The organism is Nannocystis sp. RBIL2 (genome assembly GCF_026626745.1).
Lineage (GTDB): Bacteria > Myxococcota_A > Polyangia > Nannocystales > Nannocystaceae > Nannocystis.
In genome coordinates, this window is the sequence record NZ_JAPNJW010000002.1 from 3,613,697 (window position 1) to 3,633,218 (window position 19,522).

The window sequence follows — 19,522 nt, forward strand, 5'->3', positions numbered from 1 at the left end:
CACCCGGCCCTCGTCCCCTCTCCGTGCTCGCGCCCTCGCTCGGACCGAGCCGGCTCACCTGTCTCTCCGGACATCTCGCCTCCCGCCCCGCCCGCGAGCGCGACACTCCGCGCCCGGCCGCCTCAGCACCTGTCCCTTCGGACACCCACGCCGCCCGCGCGCGCAGGTGAGGCTGCAGCGGCCGGCGATCGCTCGCCTGGCCGGGCGTCGCCGCGCCGGCGCGTGCGGGACGTCCTGGCCCGTGCGTGCGCGGCCGCGGAGGGCCCCCAGGCGGCCCGTCCGCTCGCTCGCGCGGACTGCGCCGCCGGCCCGCTCGCCCGCGCGGCGGGACACTGCTATGGTCTGCCCGTGTTCGGCATCGGCCTCACCGAGATGATCCTGGTCGGGCTCGTCGCCTTGATGCTCTTCTCGCCGCGCGAGCTGCCCAGCCTGATAAAGACGCTGGCCGGCATCTACGGCAGCATCCGCCGCACCGCCGAGCAGTTCCGGGCCCAGGTCATGGAGGCCGACGAGCTGCGCGAGCCGATCGAGGAGATCCGCGCCGCCTACCACGGCACCAAGGCCGAGCTCGACGGGGCCCGTGACATCGCCCGCCGCGAGCTCCAGCGCGCGCGCATGGAGGTCGTCAAGGCCCAGCAGAAGATGAACGAGATCGCCCGCGAGGAGGCCAAGCGGGCGCCTGCTCTCGGGGACAGGCCCGTTGCGACAGGTCCTTCGGAGCAGGTCCCTCCGGCCAGCCAGCCCGCGCCCGCCGCCGCCTCCGCGACCGTCTCGACCGTGGCCGCCGAGGCCGCCCCGCGGGCCGTCCCGGTCGCGGGCACCGTGGTCTCCGCCGCCTCCGAGGCTCCGCGGCCCGTCCCGGTCGCCGGCGCCGTCTCCTCCGCCCCGCCCGACGCCGTCCCGCGCCCTGTCCCGGTGCCCGGCGCCGTCCCGGCCGAACCCGCCTCGCGCGCCGGCGTCTCGCCGGCCCGCGCCGCAAACGAGTGACGTCGCATGAGCGCCGGCCAGACCCCACCCGTCCCAGCCCCGGCGCCCCTGCCGGCGGTCGTGCCCCTGCCCCCCACCAACGGCCTCGATGGCCTGGCCGAGGGCCCCGAGGGCGACCAGCCGATGTCGTTCTGGGACCACCTGAGCGAGCTGCGCAACCGCCTCGTCAAGGCGTTCCTCGGCCTCGTCGTCGCGTGCATCCTCTGCTTCGTCTACGCCACCGAGCTGCGCGAGTTCCTGGCCGCGCCGCTGCACACCGCGTGGGCCGCCGCCGGCATGGCGGGCAAGCCCGAGCTGCAGGTGCTGGCGATGATGGACGCCTTCATGACCGACATGCGGGTGGCGGTCGCGGCCGGCATCTTCCTGGCCGCGCCGATCGGCTTCTACCACCTGTGGATGTTCATCGCCCCCGGCCTCTACGCCCGCGAGAAGCGCTACGTCATCCCGTTCGTGGCCACCTCAGTGCTCATGTTCCTGGCCGGCGCCGCCTTCTGCTACGTGTTCGTGCTGCCGTGGACGATCCAGTGGCTGCTCTCGTACACCCAGAGCACCAGCGGCGCCGAGACCACCGTCGCGTACCACCTCACGCTCAACGACTACATCCGCGACGCCACCAAGATCCTGGTCGCCTTCGGCGCAGTGTTCGAGTTCCCGCTGCTGATCGCCTTCCTCAGCTTCGCCGGCGTGGTCACCCACCGCAGCCTGCTGCGGTTCTGGAAGATCTCGGTCATCGCCATCTTCGTCATCGCCGCCGTGCTCACCCCGCCCGAGCCCGTCTCGCAGCTGATGATGGCCTTCCCGATGGTCGCCCTGTTCTTCCTCAGCGTCGGCGTCTCGGCCCTCATCACCCGCAGCCGCGAGCGCGCCGCCGGCCTCGCCGCGCCCGAGCCGGTCCCGCCCGCGCCCGACGACCCCGAGGCCTAGGCCCCGCGTCCCCAGGTCGCGCCAGCCGCGTCCTCGCCGGTGCGCTCGCCCGATCGGCCTCGCAGATCGAAGCGCCGGCGCAGCCCGCGATTCACGTCCGAGTTGCCGCGCAGCGACGGCGCTCGGCGTGCACGTCGACGCGTCGCAGCGCCGAGCCACGCAGCACGTGAAGCAATGCCTCGGCCGAACCCTCGGTCTGCCCGGCTCTTCCGACCACGGCGAGCGGACGCCTCGTCCTCGTCGACGCGTCGCGCAGCGCGTCACCCGACGTCACGATCGCCGGTGCCGCCGTCGCGCCCGCGATCTCGCGTCACGGCAGCATCGCAGCCGACGCGCTCGCCGATCTCGGCTCCGCTCGCGGCCCGCGGACGCGCCCGCCGCCTGCGTGCGCGCCGGCCTCGCCGCGGGGTCGACCCCGGCGAGCGCGGCCCCGGCAGCGCCGGCCGGCGAGGTCGGCGAGGCGAGTTTGCGCAATTTTTCGCGGTCTGCCGCCGCGGCCAAAACCTTCCCCACGGCGCGCAACTCGCCTATTCTTTGCGCCCCATGTTTCAGCTTCGCCTCTCGCGGCTCCTGGCCGTGTTCCTCGCCGTACCTGTGCTCCAGTCCGCCTGCGTGTGCGGCCCCGGGCCCAACGTGGGCGGTTACGACGACCCCTCCGGCAAAGACCCGCCGCGCTCGCTCCAGGGCGTGAAGTTCATCGAGAGCGAGAAGGGCGAGCCCGAGGTCATCGGCTGCGCCGACGGCCAGCGCGAGGGCTTCGCCGACCTCACCCGGCACAAGCGGGTCGCCGGCTGCCTCGCCACCTGGGAGGGCACCAAGAGCCTGCGCGACAAGCCGACCGGCAAGGCCTGCGGCGACGACAAGGGCGTCTGCACCTCGCCTGCCGACGCGTGCTCCAAGGGCTGGCACGTGTGCGGCTACCAGGGCAAGCACGAGGACCTCAAGCGGCACACCACCGCCAACGCCTGCAACAAGGAGGCGGGCCCGGGCAAGTTCGTCGCCGCCATGAGCCACGGCCAGACCGAGGACCTGTGCCCGCCGCCGCCGACCGCCGAGACCGTGTTCCCGTGCATGGACTCCGGCATCTGCTCCGAGCCGGTCTGCTGCGGTGACGGCTGCGCGTTCGGCAAGTGCCGCGACGCCATCTGGCGCGGCCAGACCAAGATCTCGCTCGGCAAGGCCGAGGGCTGCGGCTCGGTCACCTCCGAGCGCAACGGCGGCGTCCTGTGCTGCTACGACGGCGACGGCGACCCCGCCGCGGCCGCCGGTGGCGACACCAAGACCGACGCCCCGCCCGCGACCACCGACCCGACCGCCCCGACCGGCACCCCGCCGACCGGCGCCGCCCCGACCGGCACGCCCTCGTCCGCCGTGCCGCCGACCGGCGCCGCTCCGACCGGCGCCGCCAACCCCGCCACCGGCCCGGTCGACTCGACGCGGACCCCGTCGACCGCCGCGCCCGTCGACAGCGTCGCCGTCCCGACCGGCGGCCCCGACCCGACCCGCGGCCCCGCCCCCAAGAAGGCCGGCTCCAAGTAACCGCGCCCCGCGGCCGGCACCCGCTCGAGAGGGCATGTTCGCAAGAACATGCCCTTTTGCGCATGCGCCCACGGACATGTCCGATGCAACATGCCCGATCGAGCAGCCCACCGGCTCCGAATTTCGACCTGCCCCCGAGGACAGCCCACTCCCCCGCGTCCAGCGAGCAGCCGCCCGCCTGCCTCTTCAGACCTGCCCCGAAGGACAGCAGACTCCCTCGCCCGCCGCGCGACCTGCGACGCCGCCTTCAGCCCGCCTGAGCAGGCCGCCGCGCGTGCCTCCCCAAGCCTGTCCCGAAGGACAGAAGACTCCCTCGCCCGCCGCGCGACCTGCGACGCCGCCCTCAGCCCGCGCTGAGCAGCCCGCCGCGCGTGCCTCCTCGAGCCTGTCCCGAAGGACAGAAGACTCCCTCGCCCGCCGCGCGACCTGCGACGCCGCCCTCAGCCCGCGCTGAGCAGCCCGCCGCGCGTGCCTCCTCGAGCCTGTCCCGAAGGACAGAAGACTCCCTCGCCCGCCGCGCGACCTGCGACGCCGCCCTCAGCCCGCGAGCTCACCGGCCTGCGGCCTCCGCAGGCCTCTGCGTTCACGCCGCGATCTCGCCGCTGCGCACGCCGCTGACGTAGTTCGCGAGCGCGTGCAGCTCGGGGCGCATCACCTCCGTGACCGGCGACGTCGTCACGTCCGTCGCGTGCCCCCAGAACTGCAGGCGGCGCCCGATCCACTCCGCGTCGGCCCCGAGCGGCGGCAGCTGGACCGCGCGCAGGCGCAGCGCGGCGTGCTGCCGCAGCCACGCGCCGGTGCTGCGGTCGCGGACGGCCACGCACTCGTCGGCCCGCAGGTGGTACTCCGTGTGCTTGGTCGCAAACACGCGATGACGGCGGCGGTTCTTCGGGTCCATGCGCCGGAGCGTGCCAAACCCGCCCGGCGCACCGCAAAAAACCGGCGTACATCGGCGGGCGCGGCCGACGCACCTGCTACACTCCCCGGACGTGTCGACCTCGCCGTTCGCCAACTTGCCGCGCTTCCGGCCCGGCAGCTTCTGGCTGCTGGTGGCCGCCACGGCCGCCAGCGCGTTCGTCTCGGACCTGCCCGTCGCCCGCCTGCTCCTGCTCGGCGCGCCGTTCGTCAACGAGCCTGCTCCGTGGCAGCCGCTCACCGCGCCGTTCATGTTCCCCGAAGGTCAGCTCGCCGGCCTCATCGGCACCGGCCTGTTGCAGTGGCTCGTCGGCAGTCGGGTCGAGGCGCGGTTCGGCACCGCGCGCTACCTCGGCCTCGTCCTCGGCGCCGCCGTCCTCGGCTACCTGGTGCTCGGCCTCGTCGGCCTGGCCGTCCCGGACGCCCTGGCCATGCCGCACGGGGGCACCACCCCGGTCGACATCGCCGCGGTCGTCGCTTTCGGCGTGTTGTTCGCGCGCGACCCCCTGGCCCTGTTCGGCGTCCTCCCGATCACCGCGCGCAGCTTCGCCGGCGTCGCCGTCGCGCTCCTGCTCCTCGGCCCGCTCCTGCGCCACGGCTGGCCGGCCATCGTCCCCGGCCTCGTCGCCGCCGGCCTCGCCCTCGTCCTCGTCCGTCGCTGGCAAAAGCGACCCGCCTCCGGCAAAGTCGGCCCGCGCAAGCGCGGCGGGGGCAAGCGTCCGCGCCACCTGCGGATCGTCGACGGCCGCGAGCAATACCTGAACTGAAGGACATGTCCCCTTCGCCCTGTCCGCGCCGCCGCCGCGTCCCCGCTCTCTCGCCGCGCACCCTGGCGCCCCGCGCTCCTCTCTCTTCGCCGCGCCTCCTGGCGCCCCGCGTCCGCGTCTTCGCACCACCCGCTCACGCCTCGCGCCCCGCGTCCCCGCTCCGCTCCTCCTCGCCGCTCCTCCCGACGCCCCGCCTCCGCGCTCCGCTCCTCCTCGCCGCGCGCCCTGACGTCCGACGTCCGCGCTCCGCTCTCCCTTCGCCGCGCCTCCCGGCGCCCCGCGTCCGCGCCCCTCGCTGCCGCGCCTCTCTCAGCGTGACCCACCTCGCCTGTCCGATCAGCCCTGTCCTCAGCGACCTGTCCCGAGCGACCTGTCCTTTCTCTCCTCCTGCGATGACGAGCCAGCCGTGACCTTCCGAAGCGACGAGCCGCGCGAAGCGGCGATGACGACCAGCGTGGCCCGACCGTCGCCGTCGCGGCCGCTGCGTCGCGTGATGCTGCGGGTCACCGACGGCCCCGACCGCGACGCCCAGGTCCAGACCGCGCGGCCGCGGCTGACGATCGGCCGCAGCGCGGTCAACGATCTGGTGCTGACCGACAGCTCGATCAGCGGCCTCCACGCCGAGCTGCAGCTCGGGTCCGGCGGCCCGCACGGCGCGGTGCTGCTGCGCGACCTCGGCAGCACCAACGGCACGCACGTCGGGGGCGTGCGGATCCGCGAGGCCTGGATCGAGCCGGGCGCGACGATCCACGTCGGCAAGACCGCGATCGCCTTCCTCGCCGAGGACGAGGTCCAGGTCCCGATCTCGCGCCAGACCCACTTCGGCGCGCTGCTCGGCCAGAGCCCCGGCATGCGCGAGCTGTTCGCCGTGCTCGAGCGGATCGCCGACACCGACATGAGCGTGCTGGTCGGCGGCGAGACCGGCTCGGGCAAGGAGCTCGTCGCGCGCGCGCTGCACGACGAGTCGCCGCGCCACAAGGGCCCGTTCGTGGTCCTCGACTGCAGCGCCCTGCCGCGCGAGCTGGCCGAGGCGGCGATCCTCGGCCACCGCAAGGGCGCCTTCACCAGCGCGCTCGAGAGCCGCGCCGGCGCGTTCGAAGAGGCCCACGGCGGCACCCTCTTCCTCGACGAGATCGGCGAGCTGCCGCTCGAGCTGCAGCCCAAGCTGCTGCGCGTGCTCGACCGGCGCGAGGTCCAGCGGATCGGCGAGACCCAGGTGCGCAAGGTCGACGTCCGCGTGGTCGCGGCGACTCACCGCGACCTCAAGACGATGGTCGGCCAGGGCCTGTTCCGCGAGGACCTCTACTTCCGCCTGTCGGTCATGACCGTCGAGCTGCCGCCGCTGCGCGAGCGCGGCGACGACGTCCTCCTGCTGGCGGAGAAGTTCGTCAGCGACTTCACCCGCCCGCGCGGCGGCGGCGTCGTCCTCAGCCCGGCCGCGGGTCGGGCCCTCGTCGCCCACCCCTGGCCCGGCAACGTCCGCGAGCTCAAGAACACCATCGAGCGCGCGGTCCACTTCGCCAGCGCCGGCGTCATCGAGCCGGCCGACCTGTTCCTCGGCCGCCCCGGCCGCCCCGTCCCCGCGCCCGCGCCCGCGAGCGACCCGCCGCCCGCCCCCGGCGACGAGACCCTGTTCGCCCAGCCGTTCAAGGAGGCCAAGCAGGCCACGCTCGACGCCTTCGAGCGCCGCTACTTCGCCCGCCTGCTCGAGCAGCACGACGGCAACCTCAGCCGCGCCGCCGCGGCCGCCGGCATCACCCGCTACTACCTGCGCGAGCTGCTCAAGCGCCTCGGCCTCCACCGCGTGAAGGACGACGAGCCATGACCGAAGAGACCTGTCTCGAAGGCCAGCCCCCTCGGGCCGCCGCGCCCACCTGCCCCGAAGGACACGCCGCCACGCCCGGCCCCGAGCAGCCCTTCCTGGCCTCCGCATCGACCTGTCCCGAAGGACACGCCGCCGGTCCCGCCGAAGCGACCCGCCCCGCAGACCACGCCGCCGCGCCCGTGAGCCCGACGCTCGCGCACCTCACCCCGCTCCGCGGCGGCCTCTCGGCTGTCCTTCGCGCCATGTCCCCCGAGAAATGTCCCAACGGACACCCGCGCCCGGCGATCCCCGCGGTCCTGCGCACCGCCGCCCTGATCTGCTGGGCCGCCCTCGCGGGCGCGTGCGGCGATCGCAGCGGCGATCCGGTGCGCGCCGCCCAGGCCTTCACCGCCGCCGTCCAGCGCGGCGACATGAACGCCGTCTACCCGCTGCTCGAGCGGGCCGCCACCGAGCGCCTCACCGCGGCCGCGGCCCAGGCCTCCGACCAGGTCGGCGGCCGCCGGCGCATCGAGCCGGCCGAGATGCTGCAGATCGTCGACGTCGACCCCAACTTCGAGCTCGCCAGCGCCGAGCTGGTCGGCGACGCCGACCCCTCCGAGGCCAAGGACGGCGAGCTCGCCCAGGTGCGCCTGCTCGGCAGTCAGCAAGAGAGCCACACGCTCACCCTCGTGCGCGAGGAAGGCGCCTGGCGCGTGCGGATCCCCTTACCCCCTCTTACCCCTACGGCCACTACCCCATGAACTCGACCGAACCACGCCCCACCGGACGGCCGGCCCTCGTCGGCTGGCTGCTGCCGTTCCTCTGCGTCAGCGCGGCGCTCGTCGCCCACTGGTCGCTCAGCGTCCCGCCCGGCCCGCTGCCGCCGCCGGTCGCCAAGGACCCGCCGCCGAAGCCGAAACCGGCGCCCGCCGCCGGCGGCGACGAGGACGACGACAAGGACAAGGACGGCTTCGAACCGTTCACCGCGCCGCGCGCCGCCAACCTGCTCGTGCAGCTGCACGAGGCCTACGACGGCGCCGCGTTCAAGGCCGAGCCGACCTTCGAGGCGTGGAGCGTGGCCCACCGCCCGCTCATCACCCAGATCATCACCGCCACCCGCCTGCAGACCTTCAAGGGCGTGGTGCCGTCGCCGTCGGTCTCGACCTCGAACGTCGAGTGTCACACCGTGCGCTGCCGCTTCACCCTGTCGAGCAGCAAGCAGGAGGACCTGCAGCTGCTCCTCGACGCGCTGGCCGGCCTTCAGTTCGAGGGCGCCCCGCTGTGGCACACGTGGAAGCCCGACGAGATCGCCGAGGAGCCGGCCAAGCGCGCCAACGCCAAGCCTCGCATGCGTACGCAGGTGCTGGTGTCGTTCGCCCGCGACCTGCCCAAGGTCGACCAGATCAACCTGCAGTCGGGCGCGCCGCTCAAGCCGGCGACGATCACTCCGGTCAAGGTCCCGGGTCCGAGCGCGGGCGCCCCGACCAAATCGCCGTCGACCGCGACCCCGCTCGTCCCCGGCGGCCCCACCACCGGTCCGCGCCCGTCCACGGCCCAACCGAGCAGCACCGCCCAGCCGAGCAGCACCGCGAGCCCGAGCACCGTCCCCGGCAGCACGCCCGGCGCCAAGGCGCCCGCGCACACGCCCTGAGCGGCCCGCGACCGGCACCGACCCTCACGCAGCGTGAGCGCGAAGTCGCGTCGCGCCGCGAGCCGCTGACAGCCTTCGCCAGCGACGCCGCTGCTCCCACCTTCGCGGGCACCTGCAACATCGCCCCGCCGCGCGCCCGGCCCGCAAGCCGCCGGCCGCGGCTGCTACGCTGCCTCGCGTGCGACGCTCCTCGCTCGGCCTCCTCCTGTGCTTCGGCAGCCTGTCCGCGTGCGGCTCGGGCGACGACCTCGGCGGCATGTTGTCGGTCGACAGCGAAGAATATGGCGCCTGGACCATGTCCCCGACGACCTGCGTCTCCGGCGAGCACCGCCAGTTCTTCGGCGTCGACCTGACCGAGCGCGGCGACGTCGGCAGCGGCGTGCGGATCGTCGACGACCCGGTCGACGGCTACTCGCTGGCGATGAACATCCCCGACCACGACCTCGCGCTCCTCGTCACCGCCTCCAGCGAGTGCGAGGTGTTCGACATCTACCTCGAGCGCGGCAACGTCCGCGTCAACAACATCTGGGCCATCCAGGGCCACGCGACCCTCGAGTGCCGCGCCGCCGGGCTCGAGATCGTCGCCGACCTGCAGTTCTCGGGCTGCACTTGAAAAATGACTGAATCGGCATGTCCCCACGGGCATGCCCGATCGGGCATGTCCCCTGAGACAGCCATTTCTCAAAAGGCCAGCCGCAGCCCGAGCCCACCCCCACGCGGGAGCACGAGCGGACCGACGATCGGCCGGCCGCGCGTGGCCAGGCCGGCGTCTCGCAGGTCGCGCAGCGGCGCGGCCCAGCGGCTCCACAAGATCAGGCCGGTGACCAACGCCCCGATGCCGCCCGCCGTGGTCGCGGCCGCCGCGAAGCCGAGGATGCCCTGACCCCGGAATACCTCGGCGCGAGCGGTCTCGACCCATAAGTACGAGCTGAAACCCAGCGCCACGACCCCCCAGCACGTGACACCGATCCCGAGCGCCCGACGAAGCTTGAACCGGCGCCGGGCGAACGCGAGGAACGTCTCCGTCTCGCCTTCCCGGACATCATCCTCGTAGGACTCCCACGCGCCGCTCAGATCGAGCCCGGTGATGGCCTCGAGCTTGCGATACTCGCGGAGCTGCTTCCCCATGCCGGCCGGCTCGGGCACCTCCGTGTCGACCGGCGTGAACGGGTCCACCACCGCCGCAGCCTCCTCCGCGCTCCCGGTCCCAGGACCCGGCGCAACCTCCTCGACCCGCGCAGTCTCCGGAGCAGCCGCGACCTCCTCCGCCCGCGCGCCAGCGACTGGTTGCACCGCTGCCCCCCACAACAGCACGGACACGACGCTCACCATGTCCCGGATCGTAACTCGCTCGCGCCCAGGCCCGCGATCCTGTCTCCGGGTCAGGAAAGCATGCGCTGCAACGCGTTCCATCGCGGTTCGCGTCGAGCGACGATCGATCACCGACATGCCGACGCGAGCGATGCGGCGGAAGACAGCGTTCCGCCGCGAGGGTCGCGCGAGTCGATCACAGCACGTGCATCAGAGCTTCAAAGCCGTCGGCGCCGATCACCTGCGCACGAGAACTCGACGGCGAAAACGTTCCGCACTGCGGTTCACGAAACCGACCGGAGTAAGAGCCGACCCTCTCCCCCGCTCTGCCCGTCACCGACACAGCCCGTTGCCTCGGCGGCACATCCGTCGAGCCATCTTAAAACATGACCGCAAGCGCATGTCTTTCAAGCCATTGCTGATTGAACATGTTTAAAAAGTCATTCTCGAGCGATCGATCGCGCTTTGACCGACTGCTAGCAGCGAGCGCGGAGCTCGTCCCCTCCGCGTCGCAAGCGACGGGCGGAGCGAGCTCGGCGCACGTCGTCACGACCGTGCACTGTGATCACCGCCGCTCGAAGACCCGGTTCCGTGCGCCCCGCTTCGGCGGCCACTGACGACCGTGCATCCTGATCATCCGCCGCTCGCGACGCGGCCGGAGGCGACGGGTGTCGCGCTCCGGCCGGCGGCTGTCGAAGCCCGCGGCGTCTAGCCGCTGAGCTTCTTCTTCAGCTCTTCGAGCTGGGCGTCGATCTCGGCGGCCTTGAGGTCGTCGGAGCTGAGCTCCTCGGCGGGGGGCGCGGCCGACTTGGCGTCGGCGCGGCCCGAGCCGAGCTGGCGCGGGTCTTCGGACTTGCCGGCGGTGAGGGCCATCTTGCGCTTGAGGGCCTCGAGTTGGTCGTCGACGTTGCCGGCCTCGAGGGCCTTGAACTGCGACTCGAGGCTGCCTTCCTCGAGCACGCCGCCGATCTCCGACGTCGCCTCGGCCTCGGCCTCGAGCTGGGTGACGCGCTCGGACATGCGGCCGAAGGTGTCGAAGGCCGACGTCGAGTTGATGCTCGACAGCGTCTCGTTGATGGTGCGCTGGGCCTCGGCCCGCTTCTGGCGCGAGACCAGCAGGTTGCGCTTGCGCTTGGCCTCCTCGATCTTGGCGTCGAGGCCGCGGAGGGCGACCTTGAGCTGCTCGACCGAGTTCTTCTGGGCCTCCCACTGGTCCTTGAGCTGGGACGCGACCTCGTCGTGGTCGCCCTTGCGCTGCAGCGCGGCGCGGGCGAGGTTCTCGTCGCCGGCCTTGAGGGCCAGCATCGCCTTCTTCTCCCACTCGGCCGCCTTGGCGGCCTCCTGCTCCCACTGCTTCTTGATGCGCTTCTCATCGGCGATGGCGATGGCCACCTGCTTCTTGGCCTCGATGAGCTGCTGCTTCATGTCGACCAACACCTGATTGAGCATCTTCTCCGGGTCTTCGGCCCGGTTGATGAGCTCGTTGATGTTGGAGCGGATGAGGGTGCCGAGGCGTGAAAAAAGTCCCATCTCAGTTGCCCTCCTGGATGTCGCTGTGGGTCGGCGCCGGGCGCCACGGGGTGAGCTGTTCCAAGTGACCGTCGAGCGCCATGGCCATGTCCTCGACCATGGCCTGGAACTCGCTGAAATCGAGGTCGACGAGCTGGTGCGCGCCCGTCAGCAGGATCTGGTCGCCGTCGAGGGCGTAGGCGCAATGCAGCGTCGTGTCGTTGAACTCGAGCAAGCGGCGGAACAGGCCCAGGTGGTCCGGCGTCCGCTCGGTGACCGCGAAGATCGGCGACGAGTAGAGCACGATCGGCTCGTCGATGCGGACCACGATGCGGATGCCCGAGTGACTCTCCGGTCCGACCACCCATGTGTCGTCGGAGACCTTCTCGTGGGGCAGCTCCATCCGGAGCATGTACGATTCCAGCGTTTCTGCGTGACTCATGGAGGGTTCGTCGGGCGCGGGTGCCGGGGGCGGCGGCAGCGGCCAAAGCGGTCGCACGGGCCAGTGAGACAAGTCTGTGGCACGTCTGCGGCGCCTGAGCCCGGCAGCACGCCCGAGGTCAGCCACTATACGCGACGGTCCGTGGGGGCGGCAACCCAAACTCCGTCAGGCGCGCCGCTTTGGCCGCTTTGCCCCCCTTTGCCACCTTTGCAGGCGCGCGGGGCCGTGGTATCCGGGGGGGCCCGCACAAGCGACGAAACCCCTGTCGGGGCCGCGCCAGTTTTACGGTCGCGGGGGCCTGAAACACCCGGGCCGGGCCCCACGGAGCGCCTCCTACTCATGACATACCCTGCTCGGCGTCCTCATCGGCCTCGCTCTTTCGCTCCCTGCTGCCGCCGAGGGCCCGGCCGATGAGCGCGCGCGGAGCGGGCGCGGGCGAGGGCCGCCGGCTGCCGCGGCACGTCGGCATCATCATGGACGGCAACGGCCGCTGGGCGCAGCAGAAGGGCCTGCCGCGCGAGGTCGGCCACGAGCACGGCGCCGACGCCGTCCGCCGGGTCGTCCGCGCCGCGCGCGAGCTCGGCGTCGAGGCGCTGACGCTGTTCGCCTTCTCGAGCCAGAACTGGGACCGGCCGCCGCAGGAGGTCTTCCACCTCATGCAGCTGCTCAACCGCTACCTGCTCGAGGAGCGGGCCGAGATCCTCGACAACAATATTCGGCTCATCACCGTCGGCGACACCGAGCGCCTGCCGAGCTACGTCCGCGACCCGATGCGCGAGCTCATCTCCGCCTCGGCGAACAACGAGCGGATGACGCTGTGCCTCGCGCTGAGCTACGGCGGGCGCGAGATGATCACCGAGGCGGCGCGGCGCATCGCCCGCGCGGTCCAGGCCGGCAGCCTGCGGCCCGACGAGATCGACCCCAAGACGTTCTCCTCGTACCTCGACTCGAGCCGTCACCTGCCGCCGCTCGACCTCCTGATCCGCACCAGCGGCGAGCACCGGATCTCCAACTTCTTCCTGTGGGAGGTCGCCTACGCCGAGCTGTTCTTCACCGAGGTGCTGTGGCCCGACTTCGCGCGCGAGCACCTGATGGAGGCCCTCGACGACTTCAATCGCCGCGAGCGCCGCTTCGGGCAGCTCCCCGGCGAGTCCGACGCCGACGCGCTCGACGAGCCGCCGGCCGTCGGGATCTTCCCCGCGCAACGAGGCAAGGGCTGACGTGGCCGATCTGATCAAGCGCTTGTGGACGGCGATCGTCCTCGTCCCGATCCTGGTGATCGCCCTGTTCGTCGACCGCACGCCGTGGAGCATCCTCGCCTTGGCGGTGCTGTTCGGCGGTTTCGCGCTCGACGAGTACCTGCGCATGGCCCTGCCGCAGCGCTCGCTGTCGGGCCCGGCCGCCACCTCGGGGCACGAGTACGGCCTGCGCGCCTTCATGGCTGTCATCGGCGCGGCCGTGGTCGCGCTGCCGATGGTGTTCGGCGCCGGCCGGGTGCTGCCGCCGCTGCTGATGTTCTCGGTGATCGCCGTCGCGCTGGTGCTCTTGTCGCGCAAGCACGCGCTCGAGCAGGCCGGCCGGCACATGTCGGTGTGCCTGGCGGCGCTGCTCTACGTGCCGCTGCTCGCCTCTCTGTGGCCGCAGATCAAGCACCACTTCGGCCCCGGCTGGCTGTTCGTGACCCTGGCGATCGCGTTCCTGTCCGACACCGGCGCGTACGCGTTCGGCCGCCTGTGGGGCAAGCACAAGCTCTACCCGGCGGTCAGCCCCGGCAAGACCTGGGAGGGCTCGCTCGGCGGCCTGGTCGGCGCCAACGTGGCCACGGTCGGCTTCGGCTCGGCGTTCCTGCTGCCCGAGCTCGCGGTCGGCCACGCGGTCGTCCTCGGCATCCTCGGCTCGCTCGCGGGCCAGGTCGGCGACCTGTTCGAGTCGATGCTGAAGCGCAGCCACGGCGTCAAGGACTCCGGCAACCTGCTGCCCGGCCACGGCGGCATGCTCGACCGCGTCGACGCCCTGCTGTTCGTCGGCCCGGTCGTCTACTACTTCGCCGCCAACGTGGTGTTCGCCCACGGCATGCCCACATGAACCAAAGGGCATGCCCGTTCGGGCATGCCCTTCGGCACCTGCACCGAGGGCCATGTCCGCACGGACATGGCCCTTCGCATTACTGGCAGCGCGGGGCGGTGAACTTGCCCTCGAGGTTCGGGTTGGTGTCGAAGAACGGGAAGTCGACGTGGCACAGGCGGCCGACGACCTCCTTGTCGTCGATCGCGATCAGCTCGAAGGTGGCGCTGAAGCTGCCGCCGCCGAACGGGCACACGTCGGGCTCGTCCTCCTGGCCGGCCTCCATCGCGGTGCCGGTGACGTCGGGCCCGAGCAGGTGGTAGAGGCCGGGCGTCTGGTAGGCCGTCGGGATCCGGATCGACACCTGCCAGTTGTTGCCGCACTCGATGCCGGCGTTCGGGTCGGCGCAGGTGGCCACCTGGTTCGACAGGCGCACGTGCAGGGTGTTCGGGTCGGACGGCTCGCCGCCGCTGGTGCCGGACGACTCGCCGGTCGGATCGGGGTCGGGGGGCACCTGCGCGTCGGTGTAGGCCAGCGCGGCGGCGTCGATCTCGATCGCCTCGCCCTCGCACGGGGTCGGCTCGGGCGGCGGCGGGCCGTCGGTGGTGACGTCGGAGGCCGAGGTGACCTCGCTCGAGGTCGCGGTCGCGGTCATGCCGGTCGGGTCGTAGCCGCTGGTGCCCGTGCTGGTGCCCGGATCGGTGTCGCTCGCGCTCGAGGAGTTGGTCGAGTTCGTGGTCGGGTTGGTGGCCGAGCCCGCGGTGGTGGTCGCGGGGTCGCCTCCGCTGGTCCCGCCGGTCGAGCTCACACCGTCGGTGCCGTCGGAGGTGCCGTCGGTGCTGGTGCTGCTGTCGATGTTGGCGGTGTCGGAGTCGTTGGGCTTCGAGTCGCACGCGAGCGCGAGCACGGCGACGAGGCTGAGGCAGGGGAAGCTGTAAGAACGCATGCCGGGGAGGTAGCACGCGCCGGCGCGGCGCGCACCGGGTGGACCCCGCGTCGTCGATGTGCGCGCAGCCTCTGACAGCGACGTCGCAGGCGGCCACGGGCGCGCGTGTCAGCGGTGATTCTTCGTTCGAGCCGCGCGCAGGCCCGCGTCACGCGAGCTCGCGCGCGTGAGGGCGCGGCGCGACATGACCGTGATGTCAGGGTCCGAGATCGATCTGCAGCGTTCCGCCCTGCGCGATGTCGCCGTGCAGCAGTCGCGGCCGCGCGAGCGGCTCGCCTTGCCAGCTCGCTGCGGCGCTGTGAACGGCCTCGTCGGACGTCACCGGCGCGACGATCCGCAGGTCGCCGCCGGCGAGGTGCAGGATCGTCTCGCTGAAGATCGGGCTGCCGAGCAGGTACACGTCGGTGCCGGCGATCGGGAACACGCCGATCGCCGCGAACGCGAGCCAGGCGCTCATCGTCCCGCCGTCGTCGTTGCCGGGCAGACCCGACGGGGTGGCGCCGTAGCGGTTGCGCAGCACCCATCGCGACCAGCGCGCGCTGCGAGCGTGATCGTCGAGCGCGCTGAACACGAACGGCGCGTGGATGTCGGGCTCGTTGCCCTGCCAGTAGTACTCCTGCGGCATGAGGCTGATGACCTCTTTCTCGGAGTCCTCGAAGAACTGCTGCAGCCGCGCGAGCGCGGCGTCGCGGCCGCCCATCGCCTCGGCCAGGCCCTCGATGTCGTGCGGGGCGTACCAGGTGTACTGCAGCGCGTTGCCCTCGGCGTAGAAGTCTTGCCAGGAGAACGGATCGGGGACCGGGACGAAGTCCCCATTCTCGGAGCGCGCGACCAAAAATTGCTGCGCCGGGTCCCACACGTTCTTCCAGTAGCCGGCCCGCTCGGCGAACATCGCCGCGTCGTCGTCCTCGCCGAGCACCTCGGCGATCTTCGCCAGGGCGAAGTCGTTGTAGGCCGACTCGAGCGTCCACGACGACGAGCTGAAGCCGGCCTCGACCGGGACGTAGCCGAGCTCGATGTACTTGTCGACCGCCATGCGCCCGCCGTACGGCGAGCCCGGCGGCACCGGGGCCATCGCAGTCTCGCGCATCGCCGCGTAGGCGGAGGCCAGCCCGACCTCGTCGGGGTCGAAGCCCTTGACGATGCTGTCGGCGTACACGACCGTGGCGCTCTCGCCGTCCATGCCGTTGGTGTAGCCGTGGCCGAGCGGCCAGCGCGGCATCCACCCGCCGTCCTCGGCCATCCGCGTCAGCGAGCGCAGCATGTCGCCCTGGTACTCCGGATACAGCAGCGTGAGCAGCGGGTGCAGCGTGCGGAACGTGTCCCACAGCGAGAAGTCGGTGTAGTACGGCCCGTCGGTGGTGTGGACCGCGTCGTCGAGCCCCCGGTAGCTGCCGTCGACGTCGCTCGCCAGGGTCGGCATCAGCAGCACGTGGTAGAGCGCCGTGTAGAACAGCTCGAAGTCGCGAGCGCTCTCGCCTCGCACCTGCACGCGCGCGAGGTCCTGCTCCCACGCGGCCTCGGCCGCCGTCTGCGCGGCCACGAAGTCGAGCGCAGGCGCCTCGGCGTCGAGGTTCATCGCCGCGTGCTCGGCGTCGACGAACGACAGACCGATGGCGATGACGACCGGCTCGCCCGGATCGAAGCGCAGGTAGGCGCCGACCGCCTCGCCCTCCTGCGCGCCGGCGCCGGCCGTCGGCGCGCCGTCGTTCCAGCTGCCGAACTCGGCGAACGGCCGCGAGGCCCGCAGGGCGTAGTAGACCTTGACCCCGCCGAAGCGCTCGGAGTAACCGCCCGACACGTGGTGGTGGCCGCGGACCTCCGCCGCTTCGGCGTCGACCTCGACCTGACCGCTGACCGTGTCGACGTCGGGCAGGCCGTGCGCGAGGTCGAGGATGACCACTGGTTCCTGTCCTTCGGGGAAGGTGAAGCGCTGCAGGCCGACCCGAGCAGTGGCCGTCAGCTCGGCCTGCACCCCGTTCCCCAGCGTGACCGCGTAGTAGCCGGGGCGGGCCGTCTCGCTCGCCTTGTCGAGCGCGACTCGATAGCCGGCCGGCTCGGTCTTGTCGGGGCTCATGCCCAGCGTCGGCATCACTCGCACCGCGCCGTAGTCGACGATGCCGGTGCCGTGCATGCGCGTCTGCGAGAAGCCCTGGACCTCGGTGTCGTCGTAATGGTAGCCGGCGCAGTGCGAGAACGGCAGCGCGAAGCCGCCGGCGAGCGTGGTGTCGGGCCCCGGCCGCGCCAGGCCGAACGGCACCTGCGGCCCCGGGTACGAGCTGCCCACGCCATAACCGGACCCACCGGTGCCGATGAACGGGTTGACGTGCTGCACCAGCGGCGCCGGCGCGAACATGCCCGGAAGTTCAGGTTCTTCGGGACCTGTCGTCGGGGACATGCTGGTCCCCTCGCTGGTCCCGCCGGTCGTCGGCTCGGTGGTGCCGCCGGTCGTCGTCGTCGAGCCGCTGCCGGCGTCGCTGTCGGTCGCCTCCGCCGGCGGGTCGGTGCAGGCAGCGAGCAAGAGCGCGGCAGGGAGCAGGCGCAGACGCGGGATCATGATCGCATCCTACTCCCGGCCGCGGGCGCAGCGCCGGCCGCGAAGAATGAGTTATGTGGGCATGCCCGCCCGGACGCCGGACCCGCGGACGGGCCGGGCGTCAGGCCACCGCGATCGGGGAAGCCCGGGACCGTCGTCGCCGACGCGCGAGCTCCGGGGGTGCCAGCCCTCCCCCGCCCGCTCGCGCAGGCGTCACAGCTTCTCGTCGTAGCTGTGCGGGTCGTGATCGAAGGTCGACCTGCAGCCGACGATCTGCGTCACCGGGACGCGCTCGCGGTCGGGGAACAACACGTAGTCCTCGCCCGACTCGGTGACGACGTCGAGCACCTGGGCCTGGAAGCTCTCGCCGCTGCGCAGCTCGACCTGCACGGGCCGCTTGAAGTGGGCCGACTCCTCGAGCATGTCGATGAAGTCGCAACGTCCGGTCGGTTCAGTCTGCTGCATGGGGTCCTCCGAAGTGCCTCAAACATGGTCGCGGCCGTCGATGCAGGCAAGCTCGACCGGGCGCGCCCGACCCGGGCGACTCACGCGTACGCGCCGGGCTCGGCCCGCATCCGCGCGACGAGCAGCTCCGGCAGCTCGGCGAAGTCCCCGGCGACCAGCGCCTCTTGCAACGCGGCGATCGCCCGCGCCGAGGTGAAGCACACCTCGGCGGGGATCTCCCGGTGCCACGCGGCGAGGTCCATGCCGCGCGTGGCTTCCTCCCACAGCTCCGCCAGCCGCCCGAACCCGAGTCGCACCAAGGACTCGCGCATGCCCCCGGCGATCCACGGCGGCTCCTCGGCGACCAACGAGCCGAGCCCGCTACGACAGGCGACACCGTGCAGCAACCAGGCCCGAATGAGGTCGCGCTGCGCCGGGTTCAACGCGGCGAAGGCGTCCTCCCGCTGACTGGCGAGCAGCCACGGATCGATCACGCCCGCCCACACCTCGTGAAAGCTCGCGCCCCGCAACCACTCCGCGCTGACCATGCAGCCCAGGATGGCACGCCGGGCGGGCTGCGCACAAGTCGCGGAACACAAGTCTACCTGTCCCCAAGGACACTCCGAAGGGAGCTCCCCGCCAGCATGATCGAGCTCGCTCCGCAGCCGCTCACCCGCCGCCCGCTGAGCCCACGCGCGCCCGGCTCGCACACAGGTCGCCACTCCGAGGGAAGACATGTCCCGAAGGACAGACAAGAAGGCCGCCACGCGTGTCTGGCTCGATGACCCCCGGCATGACCGAGCCCGACCACGCTCTCGTTTGGGAGACGGTCGCACGCCCGGCGGTCCGCACACAGTGGCTGATCTGCGGGATGACCCGTCCTGAAGAACAGGACGTCGGCGCCACGCGTGTCTGACTCGATACCGCCGAATAATGGGGCCCGCCCGCGATCTGGCCCATAGCTCGCCCCATGTCGAGACCTCACGCCCTGCGATCCGCGGACGAGTCGCCGGCAGCGCAGATCACCTGTCCCGAAGGACAGTCCGACGGAGCTGCCCGCGTGTCATACTCGAGCCACGAACGGCATGACCGAGCCCGACCGCGATCTCGCTCCGGAGACGCCCGCCGCCGCCGCGCGGCTGGTCGCCAACCACCGCCGGTTCCTGGCGTTTTTGCAGGCGCGGGTCGGCAGCCGCGCGCTCGCGGAGGACATCCTCCAGGAGGCGTTCGTGCGCGGCCTCGGCAAGCTCGACGGCCTGCGCGACGAGGAGTCGGCGGTCGCGTGGTTTTACCGGGTGCTGCGCAACGCGGTCATCGACCACCAGCGCCGCGACGCGGCCGCCTCCCGCCGCCTGGACGCTCTGGCGGCCGAGCTGGGCGCCGCGGCCGAGCCCGACAGCGAGACTCGCGGGGCGGTGTGCCGCTGCGTTGGCGAGCTGGCCGACAACCTCAAGCCGGAGTACGCCGAGGCGCTGCGGCGCATCGAGCTCGACGGCCTGGCCGTCAAGGACTACGCCGCAGAGGCCGGGATCACGGCCGGCAACGCGGCCGTGCGAGTGTTCCGGGCCCGCGAAGCGCTGCGCAAGCAGGTGATGCGCTCGTGTGGCACCTGCGCCGAGCACGGCTGCCTCGACTGCACCTGCGCCGGTTCGTGCGGCGACGCCAAGACGCCGACCTGACCTC

General features: G+C 72.2%; 19 protein-coding genes. 11 read left to right on the forward strand and 8 right to left on the reverse strand.

The annotated features are described in order from the left end of the window. The first annotated feature begins 348 nt into the window (after positions 1-348). The 3 genes from OV090_RS39445 (at position 349) to OV090_RS39455 (ending at position 3,450) form a co-directional block, all read left to right on the forward strand. The gene (locus OV090_RS39445) at positions 349-987 is read left to right on the forward strand and encodes a hypothetical protein (protein WP_267710002.1); all 639 of its coding nucleotides are present in this window, start codon (positions 349-351) and stop codon (positions 985-987) included. A 60-nt stretch (positions 988-1,047) separates the two neighbouring features. Next, on the forward strand, positions 1,048-1,911 hold the full coding sequence (tatC, locus tag OV090_RS39450) for a twin-arginine translocase subunit TatC (RefSeq protein ID WP_267710003.1): 864 nt from the start codon (positions 1,048-1,050) through the stop codon (positions 1,909-1,911). 543 nt (positions 1,912-2,454) lie between these two features. Beyond that, a complete protein-coding gene (locus OV090_RS39455; RefSeq protein ID WP_267710004.1) occupies positions 2,455-3,450 on the forward strand; it encodes a hypothetical protein in 996 nt (331 codons plus the stop codon). 583 nt (positions 3,451-4,033) lie between these two features. Here OV090_RS39455 and OV090_RS39460 read toward each other — a convergent pair. Then, positions 4,034-4,348, reverse strand: a complete 315-nt coding sequence (locus OV090_RS39460) for a hypothetical protein (protein WP_267710005.1) — start codon at positions 4,346-4,348, stop codon at positions 4,034-4,036. A gap of 91 nt (positions 4,349-4,439) precedes the next feature. Here OV090_RS39460 and OV090_RS39465 point away from each other — a divergent pair, with 91 nt between their 5' ends. From OV090_RS39465 to OV090_RS39485, 5 genes are all read left to right on the forward strand, one after another. Continuing rightward, a complete protein-coding gene (locus OV090_RS39465; RefSeq protein WP_267710006.1) occupies positions 4,440-5,132 on the forward strand; it encodes a rhomboid family intramembrane serine protease in 693 nt (230 codons plus the stop codon). A 406-nt stretch (positions 5,133-5,538) separates the two neighbouring features. Further along, complete coding sequence (locus OV090_RS39470; protein ID WP_267710007.1) at positions 5,539-6,957, forward strand: sigma 54-interacting transcriptional regulator; 1,419 nt, start codon at positions 5,539-5,541, stop codon at positions 6,955-6,957. Beyond that, complete coding sequence (locus OV090_RS39475; RefSeq protein WP_267710008.1) at positions 6,954-7,697, forward strand: hypothetical protein; 744 nt, start codon at positions 6,954-6,956, stop codon at positions 7,695-7,697. Before OV090_RS39470 ends, OV090_RS39475 begins: the two co-directional genes overlap by 4 nt. Then, positions 7,694-8,587, forward strand: coding sequence for a hypothetical protein (locus OV090_RS39480; RefSeq protein ID WP_267710009.1), 894 nt, complete (start codon positions 7,694-7,696; stop codon positions 8,585-8,587). The genes OV090_RS39475 and OV090_RS39480 overlap by 4 nt, the downstream gene beginning before the upstream one ends. Before the next feature lie 178 nt (positions 8,588-8,765). Then, complete coding sequence (locus OV090_RS39485; protein ID WP_267710011.1) at positions 8,766-9,200, forward strand: hypothetical protein; 435 nt, start codon at positions 8,766-8,768, stop codon at positions 9,198-9,200. 68 nt (positions 9,201-9,268) lie between these two features. On the opposite strand, the gene OV090_RS39490 is transcribed toward OV090_RS39485, so the two are convergent. The 3 genes from OV090_RS39490 to OV090_RS39500 form a co-directional block, all read right to left on the reverse strand. Then, positions 9,269-9,919: a hypothetical protein gene (locus OV090_RS39490; RefSeq protein WP_267710013.1), complete on the reverse strand. Its 651-nt coding sequence runs from the start codon at positions 9,917-9,919 to the stop codon at positions 9,269-9,271. 687 nt (positions 9,920-10,606) lie between these two features. Beyond that, complete coding sequence (locus tag OV090_RS39495) at positions 10,607-11,428, reverse strand: PspA/IM30 family protein (RefSeq protein ID WP_267710014.1); 822 nt, start codon at positions 11,426-11,428, stop codon at positions 10,607-10,609. Between the two features lies 1 nt (position 11,429). After that, positions 11,430-11,849 (reverse strand): YbjN domain-containing protein, encoded by a 420-nt coding sequence (locus OV090_RS39500; protein WP_267710015.1) that lies wholly within the window; start codon positions 11,847-11,849, stop codon positions 11,430-11,432. A gap of 410 nt (positions 11,850-12,259) precedes the next feature. Here OV090_RS39500 and uppS point away from each other — a divergent pair, with 410 nt between their 5' ends. Together uppS and OV090_RS39510 are read left to right on the forward strand one after the other, a co-directional pair. Further along, on the forward strand, positions 12,260-13,069 hold the full coding sequence (gene uppS, locus OV090_RS39505) for a polyprenyl diphosphate synthase (RefSeq protein ID WP_267710016.1): 810 nt from the start codon (positions 12,260-12,262) through the stop codon (positions 13,067-13,069). A gap of 1 nt (position 13,070) precedes the next feature. Then, positions 13,071-13,934: a phosphatidate cytidylyltransferase gene (locus OV090_RS39510; RefSeq protein ID WP_267710017.1), complete on the forward strand. Its 864-nt coding sequence runs from the start codon at positions 13,071-13,073 to the stop codon at positions 13,932-13,934. 79 nt (positions 13,935-14,013) lie between these two features. On the opposite strand, the gene OV090_RS39515 is transcribed toward OV090_RS39510, so the two are convergent. The 4 genes from OV090_RS39515 to OV090_RS39530 all read right to left on the reverse strand — a co-directional run bounded on the left by OV090_RS39515 (position 14,014) and on the right by OV090_RS39530 (position 18,387). Further along, on the reverse strand, positions 14,014-14,859 hold the full coding sequence (locus tag OV090_RS39515; RefSeq protein ID WP_267710018.1) for a hypothetical protein: 846 nt from the start codon (positions 14,857-14,859) through the stop codon (positions 14,014-14,016). A gap of 196 nt (positions 14,860-15,055) precedes the next feature. Next, positions 15,056-17,416, reverse strand: a complete 2,361-nt coding sequence (locus OV090_RS39520; RefSeq protein WP_267710019.1) for a GH92 family glycosyl hydrolase — start codon at positions 17,414-17,416, stop codon at positions 15,056-15,058. A 192-nt stretch (positions 17,417-17,608) separates the two neighbouring features. After that, positions 17,609-17,860 carry a hypothetical protein gene (locus OV090_RS39525; protein ID WP_267710020.1) on the reverse strand — a complete coding sequence of 84 codons (252 nt, stop codon included), beginning with the start codon at positions 17,858-17,860 and terminating at the stop codon, positions 17,609-17,611. Between the two features lie 80 nt (positions 17,861-17,940). After that, positions 17,941-18,387 (reverse strand): hypothetical protein, encoded by a 447-nt coding sequence (locus OV090_RS39530; protein ID WP_267710021.1) that lies wholly within the window; start codon positions 18,385-18,387, stop codon positions 17,941-17,943. A 537-nt stretch (positions 18,388-18,924) separates the two neighbouring features. On the opposite strand from OV090_RS39530, the gene OV090_RS39535 reads away from it, so the two are divergent. Then, positions 18,925-19,518 (forward strand): sigma-70 family RNA polymerase sigma factor, encoded by a 594-nt coding sequence (locus OV090_RS39535; RefSeq protein WP_267710022.1) that lies wholly within the window; start codon positions 18,925-18,927, stop codon positions 19,516-19,518. The last annotated feature ends 4 nt before the right edge of the window (positions 19,519-19,522 follow it).